The organism is Nesterenkonia aerolata (genome assembly GCF_031470965.1).
Taxonomy (GTDB): domain Bacteria; phylum Actinomycetota; class Actinomycetes; order Actinomycetales; family Micrococcaceae; genus Nesterenkonia; species Nesterenkonia aerolata.
In genome coordinates this window covers 1-16,094 of the sequence record NZ_JAVKGR010000025.1, presented here as the reverse complement: position 1 = coordinate 16,094, position 16,094 = coordinate 1, and the positions used below count along the sequence as shown (strand labels likewise).

General features: G+C 67.6%; 16 protein-coding genes and 1 pseudogene. 8 read left to right on the top strand and 9 right to left on the bottom strand.

The annotated features are described in order from the left end of the window. The coding region (locus RIL96_RS12560; RefSeq protein ID WP_310549367.1) for a hypothetical protein at positions 1–674 on the top strand (674 nt) is incomplete at its 5' end. 70 nt (positions 675–744) lie between these two features. On the opposite strand, the gene RIL96_RS12555 is transcribed toward RIL96_RS12560, so the two are convergent. The 5 genes from RIL96_RS12555 to RIL96_RS12535 are packed head-to-tail and all read right to left on the bottom strand — an operon-like array spanning position 745 to position 5,069. Continuing rightward, a complete protein-coding gene (locus RIL96_RS12555) occupies positions 745–1,632 on the bottom strand; it encodes a prenyltransferase (RefSeq protein WP_310549366.1) in 888 nt (295 codons plus the stop codon). Continuing rightward, positions 1,632–1,949, bottom strand: coding sequence for a lycopene cyclase domain-containing protein (locus tag RIL96_RS12550; RefSeq protein ID WP_310549365.1), 318 nt, complete (start codon positions 1,947–1,949; stop codon positions 1,632–1,634). The genes RIL96_RS12555 and RIL96_RS12550 overlap by 1 nt, the downstream gene beginning before the upstream one ends. Continuing rightward, positions 1,946–2,314, bottom strand: a complete 369-nt coding sequence (locus RIL96_RS12545; RefSeq protein WP_310549364.1) for a lycopene cyclase domain-containing protein — start codon at positions 2,312–2,314, stop codon at positions 1,946–1,948. The genes RIL96_RS12550 and RIL96_RS12545 overlap by 4 nt, the downstream gene beginning before the upstream one ends. Then, the gene (gene crtI, locus RIL96_RS12540; RefSeq protein WP_310549363.1) at positions 2,311–4,149 is read right to left on the bottom strand and encodes a phytoene desaturase family protein; all 1,839 of its coding nucleotides are present in this window, start codon (positions 4,147–4,149) and stop codon (positions 2,311–2,313) included. Before crtI ends, RIL96_RS12545 begins: the two co-directional genes overlap by 4 nt. Further along, positions 4,149–5,069: a phytoene/squalene synthase family protein gene (locus RIL96_RS12535; RefSeq protein WP_310549362.1), complete on the bottom strand. Its 921-nt coding sequence runs from the start codon at positions 5,067–5,069 to the stop codon at positions 4,149–4,151. The genes crtI and RIL96_RS12535 overlap by 1 nt, the downstream gene beginning before the upstream one ends. Positions 5,070–5,289: 220 nt before the next feature. Here RIL96_RS12535 and RIL96_RS12530 point away from each other — a divergent pair, with 220 nt between their 5' ends. Together RIL96_RS12530 and RIL96_RS12525 are read left to right on the top strand one after the other, a co-directional pair. After that, complete coding sequence (locus tag RIL96_RS12530) at positions 5,290–6,867, top strand: SDR family oxidoreductase (RefSeq protein WP_310549361.1); 1,578 nt, start codon at positions 5,290–5,292, stop codon at positions 6,865–6,867. Continuing rightward, positions 6,864–8,255 carry a cryptochrome/photolyase family protein gene (locus RIL96_RS12525; protein ID WP_310549360.1) on the top strand — a complete coding sequence of 464 codons (1,392 nt, stop codon included), beginning with the start codon at positions 6,864–6,866 and terminating at the stop codon, positions 8,253–8,255. Before RIL96_RS12530 ends, RIL96_RS12525 begins: the two co-directional genes overlap by 4 nt. Before the next feature lie 46 nt (positions 8,256–8,301). Here the strand turns inward: RIL96_RS12525 and RIL96_RS12520 are convergent, their stop codons facing one another. Next, positions 8,302–9,144: an SDR family NAD(P)-dependent oxidoreductase gene (locus tag RIL96_RS12520; RefSeq protein ID WP_310549359.1), complete on the bottom strand. Its 843-nt coding sequence runs from the start codon at positions 9,142–9,144 to the stop codon at positions 8,302–8,304. A gap of 163 nt (positions 9,145–9,307) precedes the next feature. Here RIL96_RS12520 and RIL96_RS12515 point away from each other — a divergent pair, with 163 nt between their 5' ends. From RIL96_RS12515 to RIL96_RS12505, 3 genes and pseudogenes are all read left to right on the top strand, one after another. Continuing rightward, complete coding sequence (locus RIL96_RS12515; RefSeq protein ID WP_310549358.1) at positions 9,308–10,234, top strand: NADP-dependent oxidoreductase; 927 nt, start codon at positions 9,308–9,310, stop codon at positions 10,232–10,234. A 39-nt stretch (positions 10,235–10,273) separates the two neighbouring features. Continuing rightward, the gene (locus RIL96_RS12510; RefSeq protein ID WP_310549357.1) at positions 10,274–10,759 is read left to right on the top strand and encodes a hypothetical protein; all 486 of its coding nucleotides are present in this window, start codon (positions 10,274–10,276) and stop codon (positions 10,757–10,759) included. Positions 10,760–11,036: 277 nt separating this feature from the next. Beyond that, positions 11,037–11,853, top strand: a pseudogene (locus RIL96_RS12505) (IS256 family transposase); the annotation flags it as partial. 84 nt (positions 11,854–11,937) lie between these two features. On the opposite strand, the gene RIL96_RS12500 reads toward RIL96_RS12505, so the two are convergent. Both RIL96_RS12500 and RIL96_RS12495 read right to left on the bottom strand, forming a co-directional pair. Next, positions 11,938–12,426, bottom strand: coding sequence for an anthrone oxygenase family protein (locus RIL96_RS12500; protein WP_310549356.1), 489 nt, complete (start codon positions 12,424–12,426; stop codon positions 11,938–11,940). A gap of 12 nt (positions 12,427–12,438) precedes the next feature. After that, entirely contained in the window at positions 12,439–13,302 is an 864-nt protein-coding gene (locus RIL96_RS12495) for an NmrA family NAD(P)-binding protein (RefSeq protein WP_310549368.1), read from the bottom strand. A gap of 146 nt (positions 13,303–13,448) precedes the next feature. On the opposite strand from RIL96_RS12495, the gene RIL96_RS12490 reads away from it, so the two are divergent. Continuing rightward, the gene (locus RIL96_RS12490) at positions 13,449–14,408 is read left to right on the top strand and encodes an AraC family transcriptional regulator (RefSeq protein ID WP_310549355.1); all 960 of its coding nucleotides are present in this window, start codon (positions 13,449–13,451) and stop codon (positions 14,406–14,408) included. Positions 14,409–15,191: 783 nt separating this feature from the next. Here the strand turns inward: RIL96_RS12490 and RIL96_RS13400 are convergent. Continuing rightward, positions 15,192–15,410 (bottom strand): recombinase family protein, encoded by a 219-nt coding sequence (locus RIL96_RS13400; RefSeq protein WP_374761893.1) that lies wholly within the window; start codon positions 15,408–15,410, stop codon positions 15,192–15,194. A 119-nt stretch (positions 15,411–15,529) separates the two neighbouring features. Here RIL96_RS13400 and RIL96_RS12485 point away from each other — a divergent pair, with 119 nt between their 5' ends. Next, the gene (locus tag RIL96_RS12485; protein ID WP_310549354.1) at positions 15,530–15,910 is read left to right on the top strand and encodes a MerR family DNA-binding transcriptional regulator; all 381 of its coding nucleotides are present in this window, start codon (positions 15,530–15,532) and stop codon (positions 15,908–15,910) included. Positions 15,911–16,094: the final 184 nt, after the last annotated feature.

Here is a 16,094-nt window from a genome sequence, read left to right as displayed (position 1 = left end):
AACCGTCCCTGCGGAAGGAGGGCCATATGCAGGACACGATGAAGATCCCGCGTGTCACGGCCGCGCCCACTGTACCGATCCCGCTGGATCCGCCCGAGACGCGGGACTGCGGCGATATGCCCGGCACCGCCGCCGGGCGCACGTCTGAAAGCAGACCGGAGGCCGCCCAGTATCCGCTCATCCACCCGGACCAGGTCACCGTCCCACTGCAGTGGCAGGCGCCGTCACAGCCCCAGTGGCACACCATGCAACACCCTGCCCCGCATACGCACCCGTGGACACATCCGCAGATCCACTCCCCCGCCCCGTCGCATCCCGCCGGACGGCGCAACGGACCCCGCCCCAGGCGCCGCAACGGAGTCCGTTGGACGATGAGCCTGCTGCTGTTCCTCATCCTGGCGCTGGCAACCCTGCCGATCCTCATCTACCTCTCCCTCACCGTGCAGTCGATGACCGGCCTGGGCACACCTCTGACCCCGCTCGACGACGGCATCACCGCTTCCGTACTGATCCTCGGCGCGGTCGTCGCCGTGGGCATCGGGTTCCTCCCGGGATTCGTCAGTGTCACCCTGGGCACTCGCAGCCCCGGCTGGGGTGCAGTGCACGGGCTGTGGACGTCCCCGCTGCTGGTGCTCACCGGGCTGCTGCTCAGCGCGATCGTGCTGCTGCGCTGACTCTGCACCCACCCAGGCTCCATACCCGGTACTCCGCACCCGCCACTCACCAGGCAGCTGACCAGGCGACTCACCAGGATGCGATGAGCACCATCGTGATCAGGAATCCGGCGAGGTAGTTGACCAGGATAAACCGTCGCCAGGCCGCGTTGACTCCGGCCGCCGTCTCATCGGTGACGTTCCACCACGGCACCGAGAGCACCAGATAGGGCACCGCGGCCAGTGCGGCCAATGGTCCCGGCCACGGCAACGTCAGTGCCACCGCCCCCGAGGCCACCCAGAGCAGCACAGCGAACCGTACTGTCAGCCGCGCCCCCATCACTGTGGCCACCGAGCCGATCCCGGCGTCACGGTCCGGCACCACATCCTGCACCGCCCCGAAGGCGTGAGCGGCCATCCCCCACAGGAAGAAGGCGACCAGGATGAGCGTCGCCGCCGTGCCGGGCACCGAGCCTCCGGTGTCTGCGGCCAGCGCGAACCCCACCGCCGCGGGGCTGACGAAGTGCGTGGAGGAGGTGATCGAGTCCAGGAACGCCCGCTCCTTGAACCGCATCGGCGGTGCCGAATAGGCCACCACCGCAAAGAGACTGATAAGCAGGGTGATCCAGGTGGCCGGTCCGCCCCAGAGGCACAGCAGCACCGCGAACGGCGCCACACTGAGCACGGCGGCCAGCAGTGTGGGCCGATGCAGCCGCTGAGGCAGCACCGCCCCTTCGATCCCACCCTTGCGCGGGTTGTTCAGATCTGAGGCGTAGTCGAAGACGTCGTTGATCCCGTACATCGCCAGGTTGTAGGGGATCAGGAAGAACACCGCCCCGATGACGAGCATCCAGTCCACCTGACCGGCCCCGAAGAGGTAGGCCGCGGCGAAGGGATAGGCGGTGTTGATCCAGCTCACCGGCCGAGAGGAGGCCAGCAGGTGACCGAGCAGAGAGTGCGGCGCACGGGCACGGGCCATCAGAGGCTGCCCTCCTCAGCGGCTGGTCGACCGCGACGGCGCAGCAGCAGGTGCCACAGCGCGGGCAGCAGCAGCACCCCGGCGATGGGGTAGCTGAAGTCCTCGATCGGTGCCAGCCCGATGCTCAGCCCGGAGAGCGGCTCATCGGCGTAGTGGAAGAAGCCCACGGCGATCATGATGTTGTCGAAGACTGCGGTGAGCAGGATCAGTGCCGCACCGGCGAGCGCGACGGCCCCCAGGCTCACCGGCCGCCGCAGCGGGATCACCACGGCGAGCACCAGCAGCAGGACGACGGCGGTCAGTCCTAAGTAGGTCATGATGCGCTCCCCCTTGCCGGACTCCCGGAGGGCTCCGTCCCAGCCTGTGCGGTTCGGCGGTGCAGCAGCCGGTGGGCGCCGGTGTAGAGCACCATCGTGCAGATCACCAGGAAGATCAGGAACACCGGTTCCTCCAGCGGCATCTCCGGGCCCAGCATGATTCCCGTCATATAAGGGCTGTCACCGACGAGGAAGATCCCCAGCGCGATGCCCGCGGCATCCCAGAGCAGGAAGAAGACAGTGCCCAGCAGGATCACCAGCCCGGCGGCTGCCGGGCTGCGGAAGAGAAAGAGCCGGTACCGGAAGTCGATGAGCAGCATGCATCCGGTGGAGAGGAGCAGCGCGGCCAGATAGGCGATGCTCATCGGCGGCTCCGTCGGCGGTTTTCTCCGGTGCGGTCGCCCCGGCGCGTCCGGCGATCACGGCCACCGCGGTCGGGCTGGTTCAGGGTCTTCTGGGTCGGGGTCGCCTGGTTCGGGGTCTCCTGGGTAGGTATCGGGCCCGCGCTGTGGTCTCCGCGCAGGCGCTTGAGCACCAGTTCCGCGCTGATCAGGCACATCGGCACCCCCACTCCGGGGGCCACAGTGGCCCCGGCGTAGTAGAGCCCGTCGACCCGCGGCGAGGCGTTCTGCGTGCGGAACATCGCCGACTGCCCCAGCGTATGCGCCGGGCCCAGCGCCCCGCCCCGCCAGGAGTGGTAGTCGGCGGCGAAGTCGCCGGGGCCGCGGGTGTGCCGGACCACGATCCGTTCGCGCAGATCCTCGATCCCGGCCCAGGTGGCGATCTGGTCGATGGCGGCATCGGCCATCGCCTCGACCTGTGCATCGCCGTCGCCGTCCGGGCCGCCCTGCCCGATGCTGGTCTCTGCCGGGCAGGGGATGAGCACGAAGAGGTTCTCATGCCCGTCCGGGGCCACCTGCGGATCAGTGGCGCTGGGCCGGCAGACGTAGATGGAGGGGGTCTGCGGCCAGTCGGTGTCCCCGTCGAAGATCGCGGTGAACTGCGGGGTCCAGTCCCGGGCGAAGAGCAGCGAGTGATGCGCCAGTTCAGGCAGCGCACCGCGGACGCCGAGCATCACCAGCACCGCACCCGGTCCGCTGACCGCGGTCTCCTCCCACCAGCGCTGGTCTCGGCTGCGATACGGTTCCGCCAGCAGGGCCGTCTCGGTGTGGTGCAGGTCCGCCGCGGAGACCACGACGTCGGCGTCTTCGGTGTGTTCTGCGCCCTGAGCATCACGACGGCGCAGCCCGGTGACCCGACCGCGGGAGCGCCCCAGGCGCCGCCGCAGCTGCGGGGCCACGGTGATCTCGGTGACCTCGGTGGATGTGATGATCTCGGCCCCGGCCTCCCGGGCGACGTCGGCGAGCGCCTGCATGACCTGGGCGAAGCCGCCCATCGGGTAGCGCACGCCGTCGGCGAGGTCCAGATGGCTCATCAGGTGGTACATCGCCGGAGCGTCCTCGGGGCGGGTGCCGAGGAACACTGCCGGGTAGCCGAGGATCTGCTGCAGCACCGTGTGCTGGAAACGCCGGGCGACGTAGCGCTGCAGTGAGGTCAGCAGCAGTCCGCCCAGCTGCGGCAGCGATGTCATGACCTCTCGGGCGGCGAACCCTGTGGGCCGAGTGAAGGGGTTGTAGAGGAAACGGCTTTCGGCGATGTCCATCGTGTGCTCCGCCGAGGCCAGGTAGCGGTCCAGCGCGGGGCCGCTGCCGGGTTCCAGGGATTCGAAGAGTGCGCGGGCCTTCTCCGGCTCAGCATGGACATCGACCGGGACGGAGGGGCCAGAACGTGAAGCACCGGCGTCCAGTGCTGAGGATGCCGCCCCAGCCGCCGGCTCCAGTTCTGACGCCGGTTCTAACGTCGGCTCCGGTTCCGGCTCCGGTTCCGGTTCCGGTTCCGGTTCCGGTTCCGGGAACACCCGATAACCGGGGTCGAGGTCCACCAGCTCCAGCCGCTCCTGGACAGAAGTACCGGCCAGCGCGAAGAAGTGCTCGAAGACCCGCGGCATCAGGTACCAGGAGGGCCCAGTGTCGAAGCGGAACCCGGCGTCCTCGATCACCCCGGCCCGGCCGCCGAGCTGTTCGCCGCGCTCGTAGACGCTCACCCGGTGACCGTCCCGAGCCAACAGAGCGGCGGTGGCGAGGCCGGCGGCCCCGGCGCCGATGATCGCGATGCGCTTCCGGTCAGGCTGCTGGGGCATCAGGCGCTCCTGGGATCTCGGGGACGATCGGTGGTCGGCGAGGCGTTCCGCTGCAGAGACCCTGCGTTCCCCGCCAGGGCCCGGCTGATCAGCCGAACTTTCACCGGATTGGGCACACGGATGCGACGGCGTCGCAGCTCCTCGGTCGGGGTGGCCTCCAGCCGGGTGAGCAGCTCGGCGAAGAACAGATGCGCCGCGGCGACGGCCGCCCGGCAGTCCCGCGGCAGAGACGGGATCACCCCAGCAGCGGCGTCGAGCTGGGTGCCGATGATCTGCACCCAGGCGCGGTGCTCCACCTCAGTCAGCGCGGCGGAGTCCGAGAGGTAGTTGCGGCCGAGCTGATCGGCGTCGGCGGCGAGGTCGCGCAGGAAATTCACATTCTGGAAGGCCGCACCGAGCTGCCGTGCCCCCTCCTCCAGCTCCTGGACCTCGACGGCGGGCAGATGCTCCTCGCGGAGGAAGACCCGCAGGCACATGAGCCCCACCACTTCGGCCGAGCCGTAGACGTACTGCGCCCGCTGCTGGTCATCGCCAGGTGAGCCGTGCAGATCCGCACGCATGGAATCGAAGAACGGCCCGGTCAGCGAGGTATCGATACCGGCGGCTGCGGCGGTGCGGGCGAAGGCGTGGATGACCAGATCGGTGCTGTAGCCCGCCGCCATCGCCCGGTGGGTCTGCTCCCGGTAGTCCTCCAGGGCCTGCGCCTGGGCCTCGGCGTCGAGGCCGAATTCGGCGGCGGTGCCGTCGACGATCTCATCGGCGATGCGCACCAGGGCGTAGATGCTGCGGATATGGCCGCGATGACGGCGGCCGAGCAGCCCAGTGGCCCAGCCGAAGGAGGTGGAGTAGGTGCCGATGATCTCCGCGGCGGCCGCGCGGGCGGCCCGGGTATAGCGCATCGACGGCGAGGTGTCGCGCACTGAGGCCTCCTCCCACCGGTGCAACCTGCCCACATCCTACCCAGTGCCACGATCAGCTGATCACTCGGAGCTGCGGTGTGAAGTGCACCCTGAGGTTCGGCTCACCCATTCGCAGAGACCTCATTTCCCCTGCTCAGCGCTGTGTTATCCAGTGATGAGGCCGTAGTGTGAAGCACAGCTCGCCTCGCTGTGCGGGCCCTGCCACGGATCGGAGAACACTGTGAACACGTCCGAGAACGGCCAGCCGCCCACCCCGGACTCCTCCCCGCGCCCAGACTCTTCCCCGCGCCTAGGCCCCGAGCAGGTGGCGCTGAGCCCGTCGCCGCGCCGGGTGCTCGTGCTCGGGGCCACCGGCTACATCGGGGGTCGGCTGGTGCCGCGGCTGCTGCAGGCCGGGCATCAGGTGCAGGTGGCGGTGCGTTCTCCGCAGAAGCTCGAACCGGTCCCCTGGGCTGAGGAGGTGGAGGTCCACACCGTGGATCTCGACGACGGCATCAGCTTGGACGCGGCGATGGCCGGCTGTGAGGTGGTCTATCACCTGGTGCATTCGATGGGTGCCGGTTCTGACTTCGAGGAGCAGGAGGCCCGGGTGGCCCGGCGGATCGCTGAGGCCGCGGAGTCTGCCGGCGTCGCGCGTCTGGTGTTCCTGGGCGGGCTGCACCCTGAGGGGGTGGAGCTCTCCCCGCATATGCGCTCCCGGGCGGCGGTCGCACGCATCCTGCTGGATTCCGCTGTGGACACGATCGCGTTCCAGGCCGGGATCATCATCGGCTCCGGCTCGGCGTCTTTCGAGATGATCCGGCATCTGGCGTTGGCGCTGGCGGTGATGCCGGCGCCAGACTGGGTGACCAACCGGGTGGAGCCGATCGGTGTGCGCGATGTGCTGCACTACCTGGTCCGCGCCGCCGACGTCGAGGGCTCGGTGAACCGGACCCTGGACATCGGTTCCCGTGATGTGCTCACCTACGCCGAGGTGATGCGCCGGTTCGCCGTCCTGGCGGGGCTGCGACGGCGGGTGGTGCTTCCGTTGCCGCTGCCGGCGGCCACCTTGTCCGGCATCTGGGTGGGGCTGGTGACTCCCCTGCCGATGTCGCTGACCCTTCCGCTGGTCCGTTCTCTGCAGGAGGATGCCATCACCAGCGATCACGACGTCGACGCGATCATCCCGGCCCCGCGGCCCGGGCTGCTCAGCTATTCCGAGGCGGTGACCCTGGCGCTGCATCGCGAACAGGAGGGCGCGATCGACACCACCTGGGATGCCGACGTCGGCGGTCTGGACGAGGCCGCCGGTGCCCTGCCCAGTGATCCGCAGTGGTCCGGTCGGCCGGTGAAGATCGACCGGCGCAGCACCCACGTCCAAGGGCTGCGTGCCGAGGAGGTGTGGCCGGTGATCGAGGGGATCGGCGGGGACAACGGCTGGTATTCGCTTCCCGTGGCGTGGAAGGTCCGCGGTGTCTGGGACAAGCTGGCCGGTGGGGCGGGGCTGAACCGGGGGCGCCGGCTGCCTGATCGGCTGCGCGTGGGGGATCCGGTGGACTGGTGGCGGGTGGAGACGCTGGAGCGTGGCAGTCGCCTGGTGCTGCGCGCGGAGATGCGCGTGGCCGGGCAGGCGTGGCTGGAGTTCCTGGTTCAGGATGAGCCGGGTGGCTGCCGATACACTCAGCGGGCCATCTTCTTCCCGGAGAATATGGCGGGGCGGGCGTACTGGGCGGCGATGGCTCCGTTCCACCGGTTCATCTTCCCGTCGATGACCAAGAACATTCTCGCTGCGGCCCGGAACAGAGGAGTGAGCCGATGACCCGCACACTGGTGTGGTTCCGCGATGACTTGCGGACCGCTGATCATCCCGCGCTCTACGCGGCCTGCCGGTACGCCGAGGGTGACGGAACCGGCGACGTCGTCGCCGTGTATGTCCTCGATGAGGTCAGTGACGGGGTGCGTCCGCTGGGCGGGGCGGCGAAATGGTGGCTGCACGGGGCGTTGGGATCACTGCGCGCCCGGCTGGATGAGCTGGGGGTGCCGCTGCTGCTCCGCACCGGAGACCCTGCGCGGCTGATCCCTCACCTCGCGGAGCAGCTGGGTGCGGACCGGGTGCAGTGGACGCGGCGTTACGGCGGGCCGGAACGCCGCCTCGACGCACACCTGAAGGAGCAGCTTCGGCAGCACGGTGTGGAGGTCGAGAGCTTCCCCGGTTCTCTGCTGCACGAGCCGTGGACGGTGGAGACCCAGACCGGCGGGCCGTACCAGGTGTTCACCCCGTTCTGGCGGGCAGTCAGCGCCCGGCCGCAGCAGGACCCGCTGCCGGTGCCCACCCCCTGCTGGGAAGCGAAGTCCACTGCGGCGAGCCTGGCCGCAGCCGGTGTGCCCCGCGGCGAGCTCCGCGACCTGGATCTGCGGCCCACAGCACCGGACTGGGCCGGCGGACTGCGGCGGCGGTGGGAGCCGAGTGAGATGGCCGGGCAGCGGCAGCTCGAGGAGTTCCTGCGGCAGAAGGTCACCGACTACGACGACGCGCGGGACCGCCCAGAGCTCGACGGCACCTCCGGGCTCTCCCCGTATCTGCGGTTCGGCCAGCTCAGCCCCCGTCAGGTGTGGGCTGCGGCCTGCGAGGAGGCGCCGGAGCAGGCGGACGGGTTCCTCTCGGAGCTGGGGTGGCGGGAGTTCTGCTGGCATCTGCTCTTCCACTTCCCGCAGATGCCGCAGCAGAACCTGAAGGCCCAGTTCGATGCCTACCCGTGGCAGTCTCGTGCCCAACAGCCCGAGGCGTTCCGTGCCTGGGCGCGCGGGGAGACCGGGTTCGCGTGGGTGGACGCCGGGCAGCGGGAGCTGTGGGAGACCGGGCATATGCACAACAGGGTGCGGATGGCCTCGGCGAGCCTGCTGGTGAAGAACCTGGGCATCGATTGGCGTGAGGGTGAGGCCTGGTTCTGGGACACCCTCGTCGATGCCGATGCCGCCTCGAATCCGGCGAACTGGCAATGGGTGGCCGGCTGCGGGGCCGACGCCGCCCCGTACTTCAGGATCTTCAATCCAGAACGGCAGCTGGAGCGCTTCGACCCGCAGCGCCGGTATGTGCGCCGGTGGATCCCTGAGCTGGACACTGCGGACTACCCGCAGCCGGTGGTAGACCTGGGGGTCTCCCGGCGTGAGGCGCTGGCGCACTATGAGTCGATCAAGAAGCGGTGAGCGGTGAGCGCGGGGGCTTGATCACAGATCACAGAGCGGATCGCCGTCAGCGCAGTGTGAGTCCGAGCATCCGGCGGGTGAGCTGCCAGTGCGCCTCGGCGGCGTCCTCTGCTGCGGCGAGCGCGGAGAGCCGCGGGCGGGTGCGGTCGGCGTCGTAGTGGACTCCCGGCTGCCAGCAGCGCCCGGGGGTGCCGTCGATGAAGTGGACCAGGTTGGCCCCGCCGTCGGCCACGGTCAGCGGTGCTGCGATTCCGGCGCTGCGGTAGAGGAAGCGGTGGCGCAGCGGCAGGGCGGCGGCCAGCCCGGTGTTGATGATCCCGGGGTGGAAGGAGACCGGCCGCAGTGCGGGCCGGTGCCGGGCGAGGCTGCGGGCGAAGAGCACGTTGCCGAGCTTGGAGTTCGCGTAGGCGTGGTGCGGGCACCAGTGATGACGGCTGTGCAGCTGGTGGATGTCCAGCGGCGTGGTGAGCTTCGCATGGCGTTCGGCGCGGCTGGCGGTGACGACGACGGCGGCGCCGGCCGCATGCAGCGGTTCCTCCAGAAGTTCGGTGAGCAGGGCGGGGGCGAGGTGGTTGACCTGCAGAGTGGTGTCGAAGCCGTCCACAGTGCGCCGGCGATGGCGGTGGATCGCCGCGGCGTTGAGGGCGAGGACGTCGATCCTCGCACAGCGGGCTCGCAGCTGCTCGGCGACGGCGCGGACCTGGTCCAGCTCGGTGAAGTCGGCGATCAGATGTTCTGCGCCGAGGGCCTCGGCGAGACCGGCGGTACGCTGCCGGTTGCGGCCGAGCAGGATCAGCCGGGTGTCTTCACGGTCTGCGAGCCGCCGGGCCGCGGCAGCGCCGATCCCCGCACTGGCCCCGGTGATCACGACGGTGCGGCGGCTGGGCATGGCTCATATCCTCCCACGTGACGCCGGTGCCTGAGCTGTTGCCCGGTATCTGTTGCCCGATATCTGTTGCCTGGTGTCTGTTGCCCGGTGTCTGTTGCCCGGTGCGGGGACGGGCCGCGCAGAAACGTGGAATACGTGCTGGTCAGCTCCTGTTAGCCCGGGTATGCGTGCCATCACCTACTCCCAGTACGGCGAACCTGAGACCCTGCAGCTGACCGAGGACGCCCCGCAGCCGAAGCTCGGCCCGGGCAGTGTGCTGATCCGTGTGGAGCGCGCGGCGGTCAACCCGGTGGACTGGAAGGTCATGGCCGGGTATCTGGACCCCATGCTGGACATCGTCTTCCCCGCCGTTCCCGGCTGGGATGTGGCCGGGGTGATCGAGGCACTCGGCCCGGATGTGCCGGAGTTCGAAGTCGGTGACCGGGTGGCCTCCTACGGGCGGAAGGACGTGGTCCACGGCGGCACCTACGCGGAGTACGTCGCGCTGCCGGCGACGTCGGTGGCGCGGATCCCTGAGCCGGTGAGCGCCGAGGTCGCCGCTGGGCTGCCGCTGGTCGGACTGACTGCCCTACGGTCGGTGGAGACTCTGGGCATCGGTGATCAGGACACGGTGCTGATCCATGCGGCCTCCGGCGGTGTGGGGCACATCGCTGCTCAGCTGGCGGTGGCCCGTGGAGCGAAGGTCATCGGCACGGCCTCGGCGCCGCATCATGAACCGTTGCGTGAGATCGGTGTGACGCCGGTCGAATACGGTGACGGGCTGGTGGACCGAGTGCGCTCGGTGGCACCTGATGGCGTCACGGCGGTCGCTGACTTCGTCGGTGGGGTGTGGGAGCAGACCCGCCAGGTGCTCTCGGTGGGCGGTCGGCACGTCTCCATCGCTGATCCGCAGGTCGAGCAGCACGGTGGTCGCTGGGTGTGGGTGCGTCCCGATGGGCGGCGGCTGGAGACGCTGCTGAGCGCAGTGGCCGAGGGTGCCCTTCAGGTGCGCCTGGACAGGACGTTCCCGCTGGCGCAGGCGGCTGAGGCGCTGCAGATCAGCCAACGGGGCGAAGCCCGCGGCAAGCTGCTCATCGACCCCACGGCCTGAAGTTGCCCCACGGGGTCAGTCTCGTGGCATGATTGCCTCATGACCTCGCGCGCGAAGCCACTGGACCCGCCCTCGCCGCTGCTACCGCCGGATCAGGTGCTCGACATCCTCACCGACGTCTTAAGTAAGTTGGGTGCCGCCGGCGGCGCCATCGGGGGACGGATCGGTGGGGGCTTTGCAGGCCAGGTCGGAGGCCGGTCGGGTGGACGCCTCGGCGGTCGTCTCGGAGTGCGTCTGACCCGGATGCGTGGCGAGCACCGCACAGTGTCCGCCCCGGGGACACCTGAGTCGTTCTGGGCGCTGCACGGATGCCTCGCTATGGTGGTGCTCGCCGATCCGGGGCGCGGTCACCTGGCCGGTGTGATAGGCAGCGGGGCACTGAATATGAATCCCGCCGTGGTGCAGGCGCTGTGGAGCCCGCGGGGTCTGGAGCTCACCGCCCACGCCTGTGAGGGGCTGATCGCTCAGAAGACCGCACCCAAGGCACTCGACCGGTTGGAGGAGGCCCTGATCGGACCTCGGTGACACGTCCTCAGCGGAATCCCGTAGGAGAGCGAGAGGAGTCCGGTTTTGATCGGCTTGTTCTTGCAGTTCCATTTTTATCCGCTCGCTCTGATTTTCCGCTCACTCTGGGAGTGATTCGAGTCGCGGGGCTGTCTGAATAACGGTGTGTGAGGGTCCGGGCTGATCCGAAAGGAGACGGCCGTGGCTGATACGACCGAACTGTTGGACGAGGCGATGATTGATCCCGTGACCGGGCAGATCATCGATCAGAAGGACCTCGCCGAGCGGTTGCTCACCCAAGCACAAGCGCCGGCTGGACGGGATCGATCAGATCGTCCTCTCACTGTCGGCGCGGGGGTTGACGACCGGGGAGATCGCCGCGGACTTCAACGAGATCTATGGGGGCGAAAGTCTCCAAAGACACGATCAACCGGATTACTGAGAAAGTCACCGGGGAACTGACGGAGTGGGCCTCGCGGCCGCTGGATCCTGTCTATCCGGTGATCTTCGTTGACGCGATCGTGGTCAAGGTCCGCGACGGGCAGGTCCGCAACACCCCGTATCTACGTCGTCATGGGCGTGACCACGGGCGGGGAACGCGAGATCCTCAGGATCTGGGCCGGTGACGGTGCCGGCCAGGAGGGAGCGAGGTTCTGGCTGCAGGTGTTCACCGAGCTGAAGAACCGCGGCGTCGAGGACGTACTGATCGCGTACTGATCGCGGTGTGCGACGGGCTCAAGGGGCTGCCGGAGGCGATCAACACCACTTGGGAGCACACGATCGTGCAGCAGTGCATTGTGCACCTGATCCGTCACTCGTTCCGTTATGCCGGCCGGCAGCACCGGGATGCGATCGTGAGTCTCTCAACCCCGTTGACACGGCCCCTCTCCGAGGCCGCAGCGTTGAAGTGCTTGTACCTGGTGACGCGTTCGCTTGACCCCACCGGCGGGGGGCACGCTGGATGATGAAGGTGGAAGCCCGCGCTGAACGCGTCCGCGATCACCTTCGCCGGACGGTTCGAGAACACCACCCACACTGATGAAAACCACCGGATCTCACACACCGTTTACCGGACAGACCCTCAGCAGCCGAGCGGCGTCGCTTGCTGGACGTGAGTCCGCGGCCTCGGCCCTGTGCGGTCACGCGTCGGTTGCGCGTGTCTTGGTCTTGCTGGCGCATCAGCGGTCCGACTCACGAGGCTACCCGGTGACCGATGCGACGGCCAGGAAGGTGACCGCGCCTGTACTGGTGAGGGTGCGGGCGAGGTTCCGGCGATTCCAACGCGTCTCGAACCGTTGACGTGCGGTTCGGCGTTGGTGGTCGGTATTGATCGGTGCACGGTCGAGTTCGTGGTTGAGTGGTACGTTCCCTGCGGCGGTGATGCCGAAGGTAAGCGCCGAGCAGACCGCTCCTATGATGACCGCAGGGAGGGATGCCGAGCCGTCACGCGAGAGGTGAAGTACTGCGCAGCCGGCTGCGGCAATCGGTGCGACGAAGAAGACGGTCAAGAATTTTCCGTTCAGGATCGCGGTGTTGATCATCCGGAATGCTCGGACGTATGTTCGATCATCCACGTGTCGGAGCCCGGGGCCAATGGCGATGCTGAACACGAAGAACAGTCCGGCGAGCAATCCGTTGGTGATGATCGCGACGACCATCACAGGGCCCGGAATCAGCGCGTGCATCATGTTCCTCGTTCGTCAGCAGGCAGCGAGAAGGCGCTCGATGGTGGTTTCAACGGTGGTCGAGACGTGGATGCTTCGATCCCCGCGCGGTGCGAGCAGGCCCTGCTCGTCGGCTCGGTAGAGCTCAGCCAGGCTCTCGGCGACGTGCGGCCGGAAGCCTGCCTCGCTGAGCGCACCGGCCCATGCCTCCTGGGGAATCGTCGCGACGTGCAGCTCCCGGCCGAGCGCGTCACCCAGTGTGGCGGCGATCTCACTCTCGGTGTAGGAGGGGCCGATGATATCCACGGTCTCGCTGGACAGGGGCGTTGTGAGGAGCGCGGTCGCGGCGATCTCGCCGATGTCGCAGGTGGCGACCATCGGCACTGGCGTGTTGGCGGAGGTGGCGAACACTGGGTAGACGCCGCTTTCACGGGCGACGTCGATGAGGTCTGCGACTTTCTCTTGGAAGTGACCTGAGCGCAGTGCGGTCACGATGGCGCCAGTGGTCTCGAGCGCTTGTTCCAGCCGATGCAACCCGGTGATGGGGCCGGTTCCCTCGGCAAGGTCTGCCCCGCCTGAGGAGAGCATGACGACATGAGGCACCTTCTGGTCCGCGACAGCGCCCGCGATCGAGGCGATGAGCCGATCGGCGTGAACATCGAGATCGTCGGCGGCCAGGTCGAACGGGAGCAGCACGAAGAACCCTGAGCAGCCTTCGAGCGCGCTGCCCAGTGCACCGCGATCTTCCAGGGCGACCGTGTGCGCCTCGGCGCCTCGGCTTTGCCAGGTCTCGGCATCGGCCCGGCGACGCACCAAGACTCGAACATCTGCCCCTGCGGCGAGCAGGCTCTCAGCGGTGACAGATCCCACACGACCAGTGGCTCCTGCGACGACATACATGATGCTTCCTTTCGGTTGCGGAGTTCTCTCTACAACCGACGATAAGCAGACCTGGCCGGTAGCTCTATGCTTAGTCCGCCGAAGGTCTTGCTCGATCATCCGCCAATGCGAGCATTTCACATACCGACCATGACAGGATCATGGGTATGCAGAACTCCTCTGGGGATGATCGTGGCTCGGATCGGCTCGCCCGCGTGCTGCATACGCTTCGGATGCGCAGCACCTTCTACTGTCATGCCGAACTCGGCGAGCCTTGGGCATTGGAGATGCCCGCCATCGCGGACTCGGTGAGCTTCCACGTCGTCACCACGGGATCATGCTGGCTGCGCCTACCCGACACCGAGCCGATCGAACTGCGCGCAGGCGACTTCGCCCTCGTGCCGCACGGCCTCGGACACGATCTGCTCAGCGAGCCCGACGCGAGTCGCGGGCCGCGGGTCGATCTGTTGCCGCAGCAGTACCTCAGTGAGCACTACTCCACGCTCCGTCACGGCGGCACCGGCCGAGGAACGCAGTTGATCTGCGGCGTCGTCGCCTTCGACAGCCCAGCAGCACGCGAGCTGACGTGTACGCTTCCCGCCATACTGTTTGTCGGGGGCGACACCATGTCCGCAGCCTCTTCCGTGCGGGACATTCTCCGTCTCATGGCAGGCGAGCTCTCCCACCCCCAACTCGGCGGAGAAGCTGTCGCCACCCGTCTGGCCGACATCCTCGTCGTGCAAGCGATCCGCGGTTGGCTCGCGACCTCTCCCGATGCCCTCACCGGATGGCTCCGCGCCCTTCAGGACGAACGAATCGGCCGCGCACTCGAAGCGATCCACGACAACCCCGGCCACGACTGGAGTCTCGACCGGCTCGCTCGACTCGCCACCATGTCCAGATCCTCATTCAGCGCGCGCTTCACCGAACTCGTCGGAGAAGCACCCGTGTCCTATCTCACCCGCTGGCGCATGAACATCGCCCGAACCAGACTCTCCGAGGAGACCATCACCGCCGGGGCACTCGCCGCCGAACTCGGCTACCAATCCGAGGCCGCATTCCACCGGGCCTTCGTGCGCGTCACCGGACGCACCCCCGGCTCGATCCGAAAACGACAGCGCCAGTAGCAATCACGCGCGGCCGTCTCTTTGAACTCGTCGAACCACGGCAGAAGAGACGCGTGGTCCATAGACGGAAGTACCGGCGCCGACGTCGCGCGAGTCAGCGGGTGGTGCGTTCCCCACAGTCAACGGCGATGACCTGTCCTGTGATCTGACGAGCAGCCGCGGATGCGAGGAATGGACAGTCCCGGCGATGTCGTCCGGGGTGCCCGGCCCTTCCACGCGTCAACGGTACGACGCCCGCTGATACTTCTCTGACGCCCTCGGCTGGTGTACGGCGGGGCCGAGCTCCGAACGGTCTGCCGTCGGGGTTTGACCCGGTGGCGTGGACTCGCCAGGCATGTGAACGTTCCGGCGTACAGGTCGGTACGCGATCGAGGCCTGGCCCCGGTGGAGCCCCGAGGAGACGAGGGTGTTGCCGCATTTGGCGCAGGTGATCAGTCCCGCCAGGAGGCTTTTGGACGAGCGGCCCACCCGCCGGTCTGGGTGGTTGAACACCGCCCGAATGCGCGCCGTCTCCTCGAGGTGATGATCGCCTCCCAGTTCCCCGGCCCCGGGATCGCCCGATCACGCCGTTCCCACGTCGCTGTCGTCTTCGATGCGGGCTCGTCAGCGCGTTGCCCCGAGATACGCGCCGAGCAGAGGATCGAGCCGACGGTGCTCTCATGTCACACGTTCAACCGGCTCTTGCCCTTTGAGGGCGACACCGGCCCGTCGTCGCGGTTGAGCCACTTCGTGATCTGTCGCACCGATTGGCCTGCGAGGAACCGGTCGGCCTTATACCCGGACTCATAGGAGACGATCCACATGCCATGCCACAATCCGCGACGGGCCGAGCTTCACACGTTCGAGTAGGTCGAGGTAGCCGGGGCGCTTCTTTCCCGAGTAGGCCGAGAGGTCGTTATCCATGAACACCACCGGCAACTCAACCCCGAGGCGCTGGCACAGTTCCAGGCAGTCCTGCCGCTGCTGCTCGCTGTTGTGCCGTCCATGACGACCTCCCTTCACTCGGTAGGTACGCCGGTCAAACCCGACACGTCGACAAGGCCAGACACTGGCGCGGATTCATCTTCATATCCACGACGCTAGAACTTGAACATTGGTTGAAGTCAAGCCATGCTGGAAGCATGACTCTCACCGAGACTCAAGCCTCCGAGTTGCTAACGGTCGGCGAGACGGCTGAACTCAGCGGCACCGCAACCTCAGCGATCAGGTTCTACGAGCGGCAAGGACTGATCGAGTCACAGCGCACCTCGGGCAACCAGCGTCGCTACCAGCCCTGGGTTCCCTGCGTAGTTCGTGTCGCTCGGGTCGCCCAGCGCGTCGGGTTGTCCGTGCAAGAGATCACCAAGGTGCTGCAGGACGTTCCTGACGAACCGACACCCGAGGACTGGCAGCGACTGACCGATTACCTCGTCGCCGATGCAGAACGCCGGATCGCCGAACTCCACACCGTGCTCGCAGACCTAAAATCCGAGACCAAGCGCTGCGATCTCCCCAGCCGATGACTCGAACCGCTCCGCAGTTGGCTTTGGACTCTAATCCGAGATAGCAACCTCATGCCTGGTGCCCCTCCGTATCGACTGCTAGGGCGGCAAGAGAACGCCGTTGGGGAGTAAACCTCGTTGCGTCTACATCGGCTTGATTCTGCAGTTCTGATGACTCGATAGCTCTGAAGCAGAGCCCTTCACA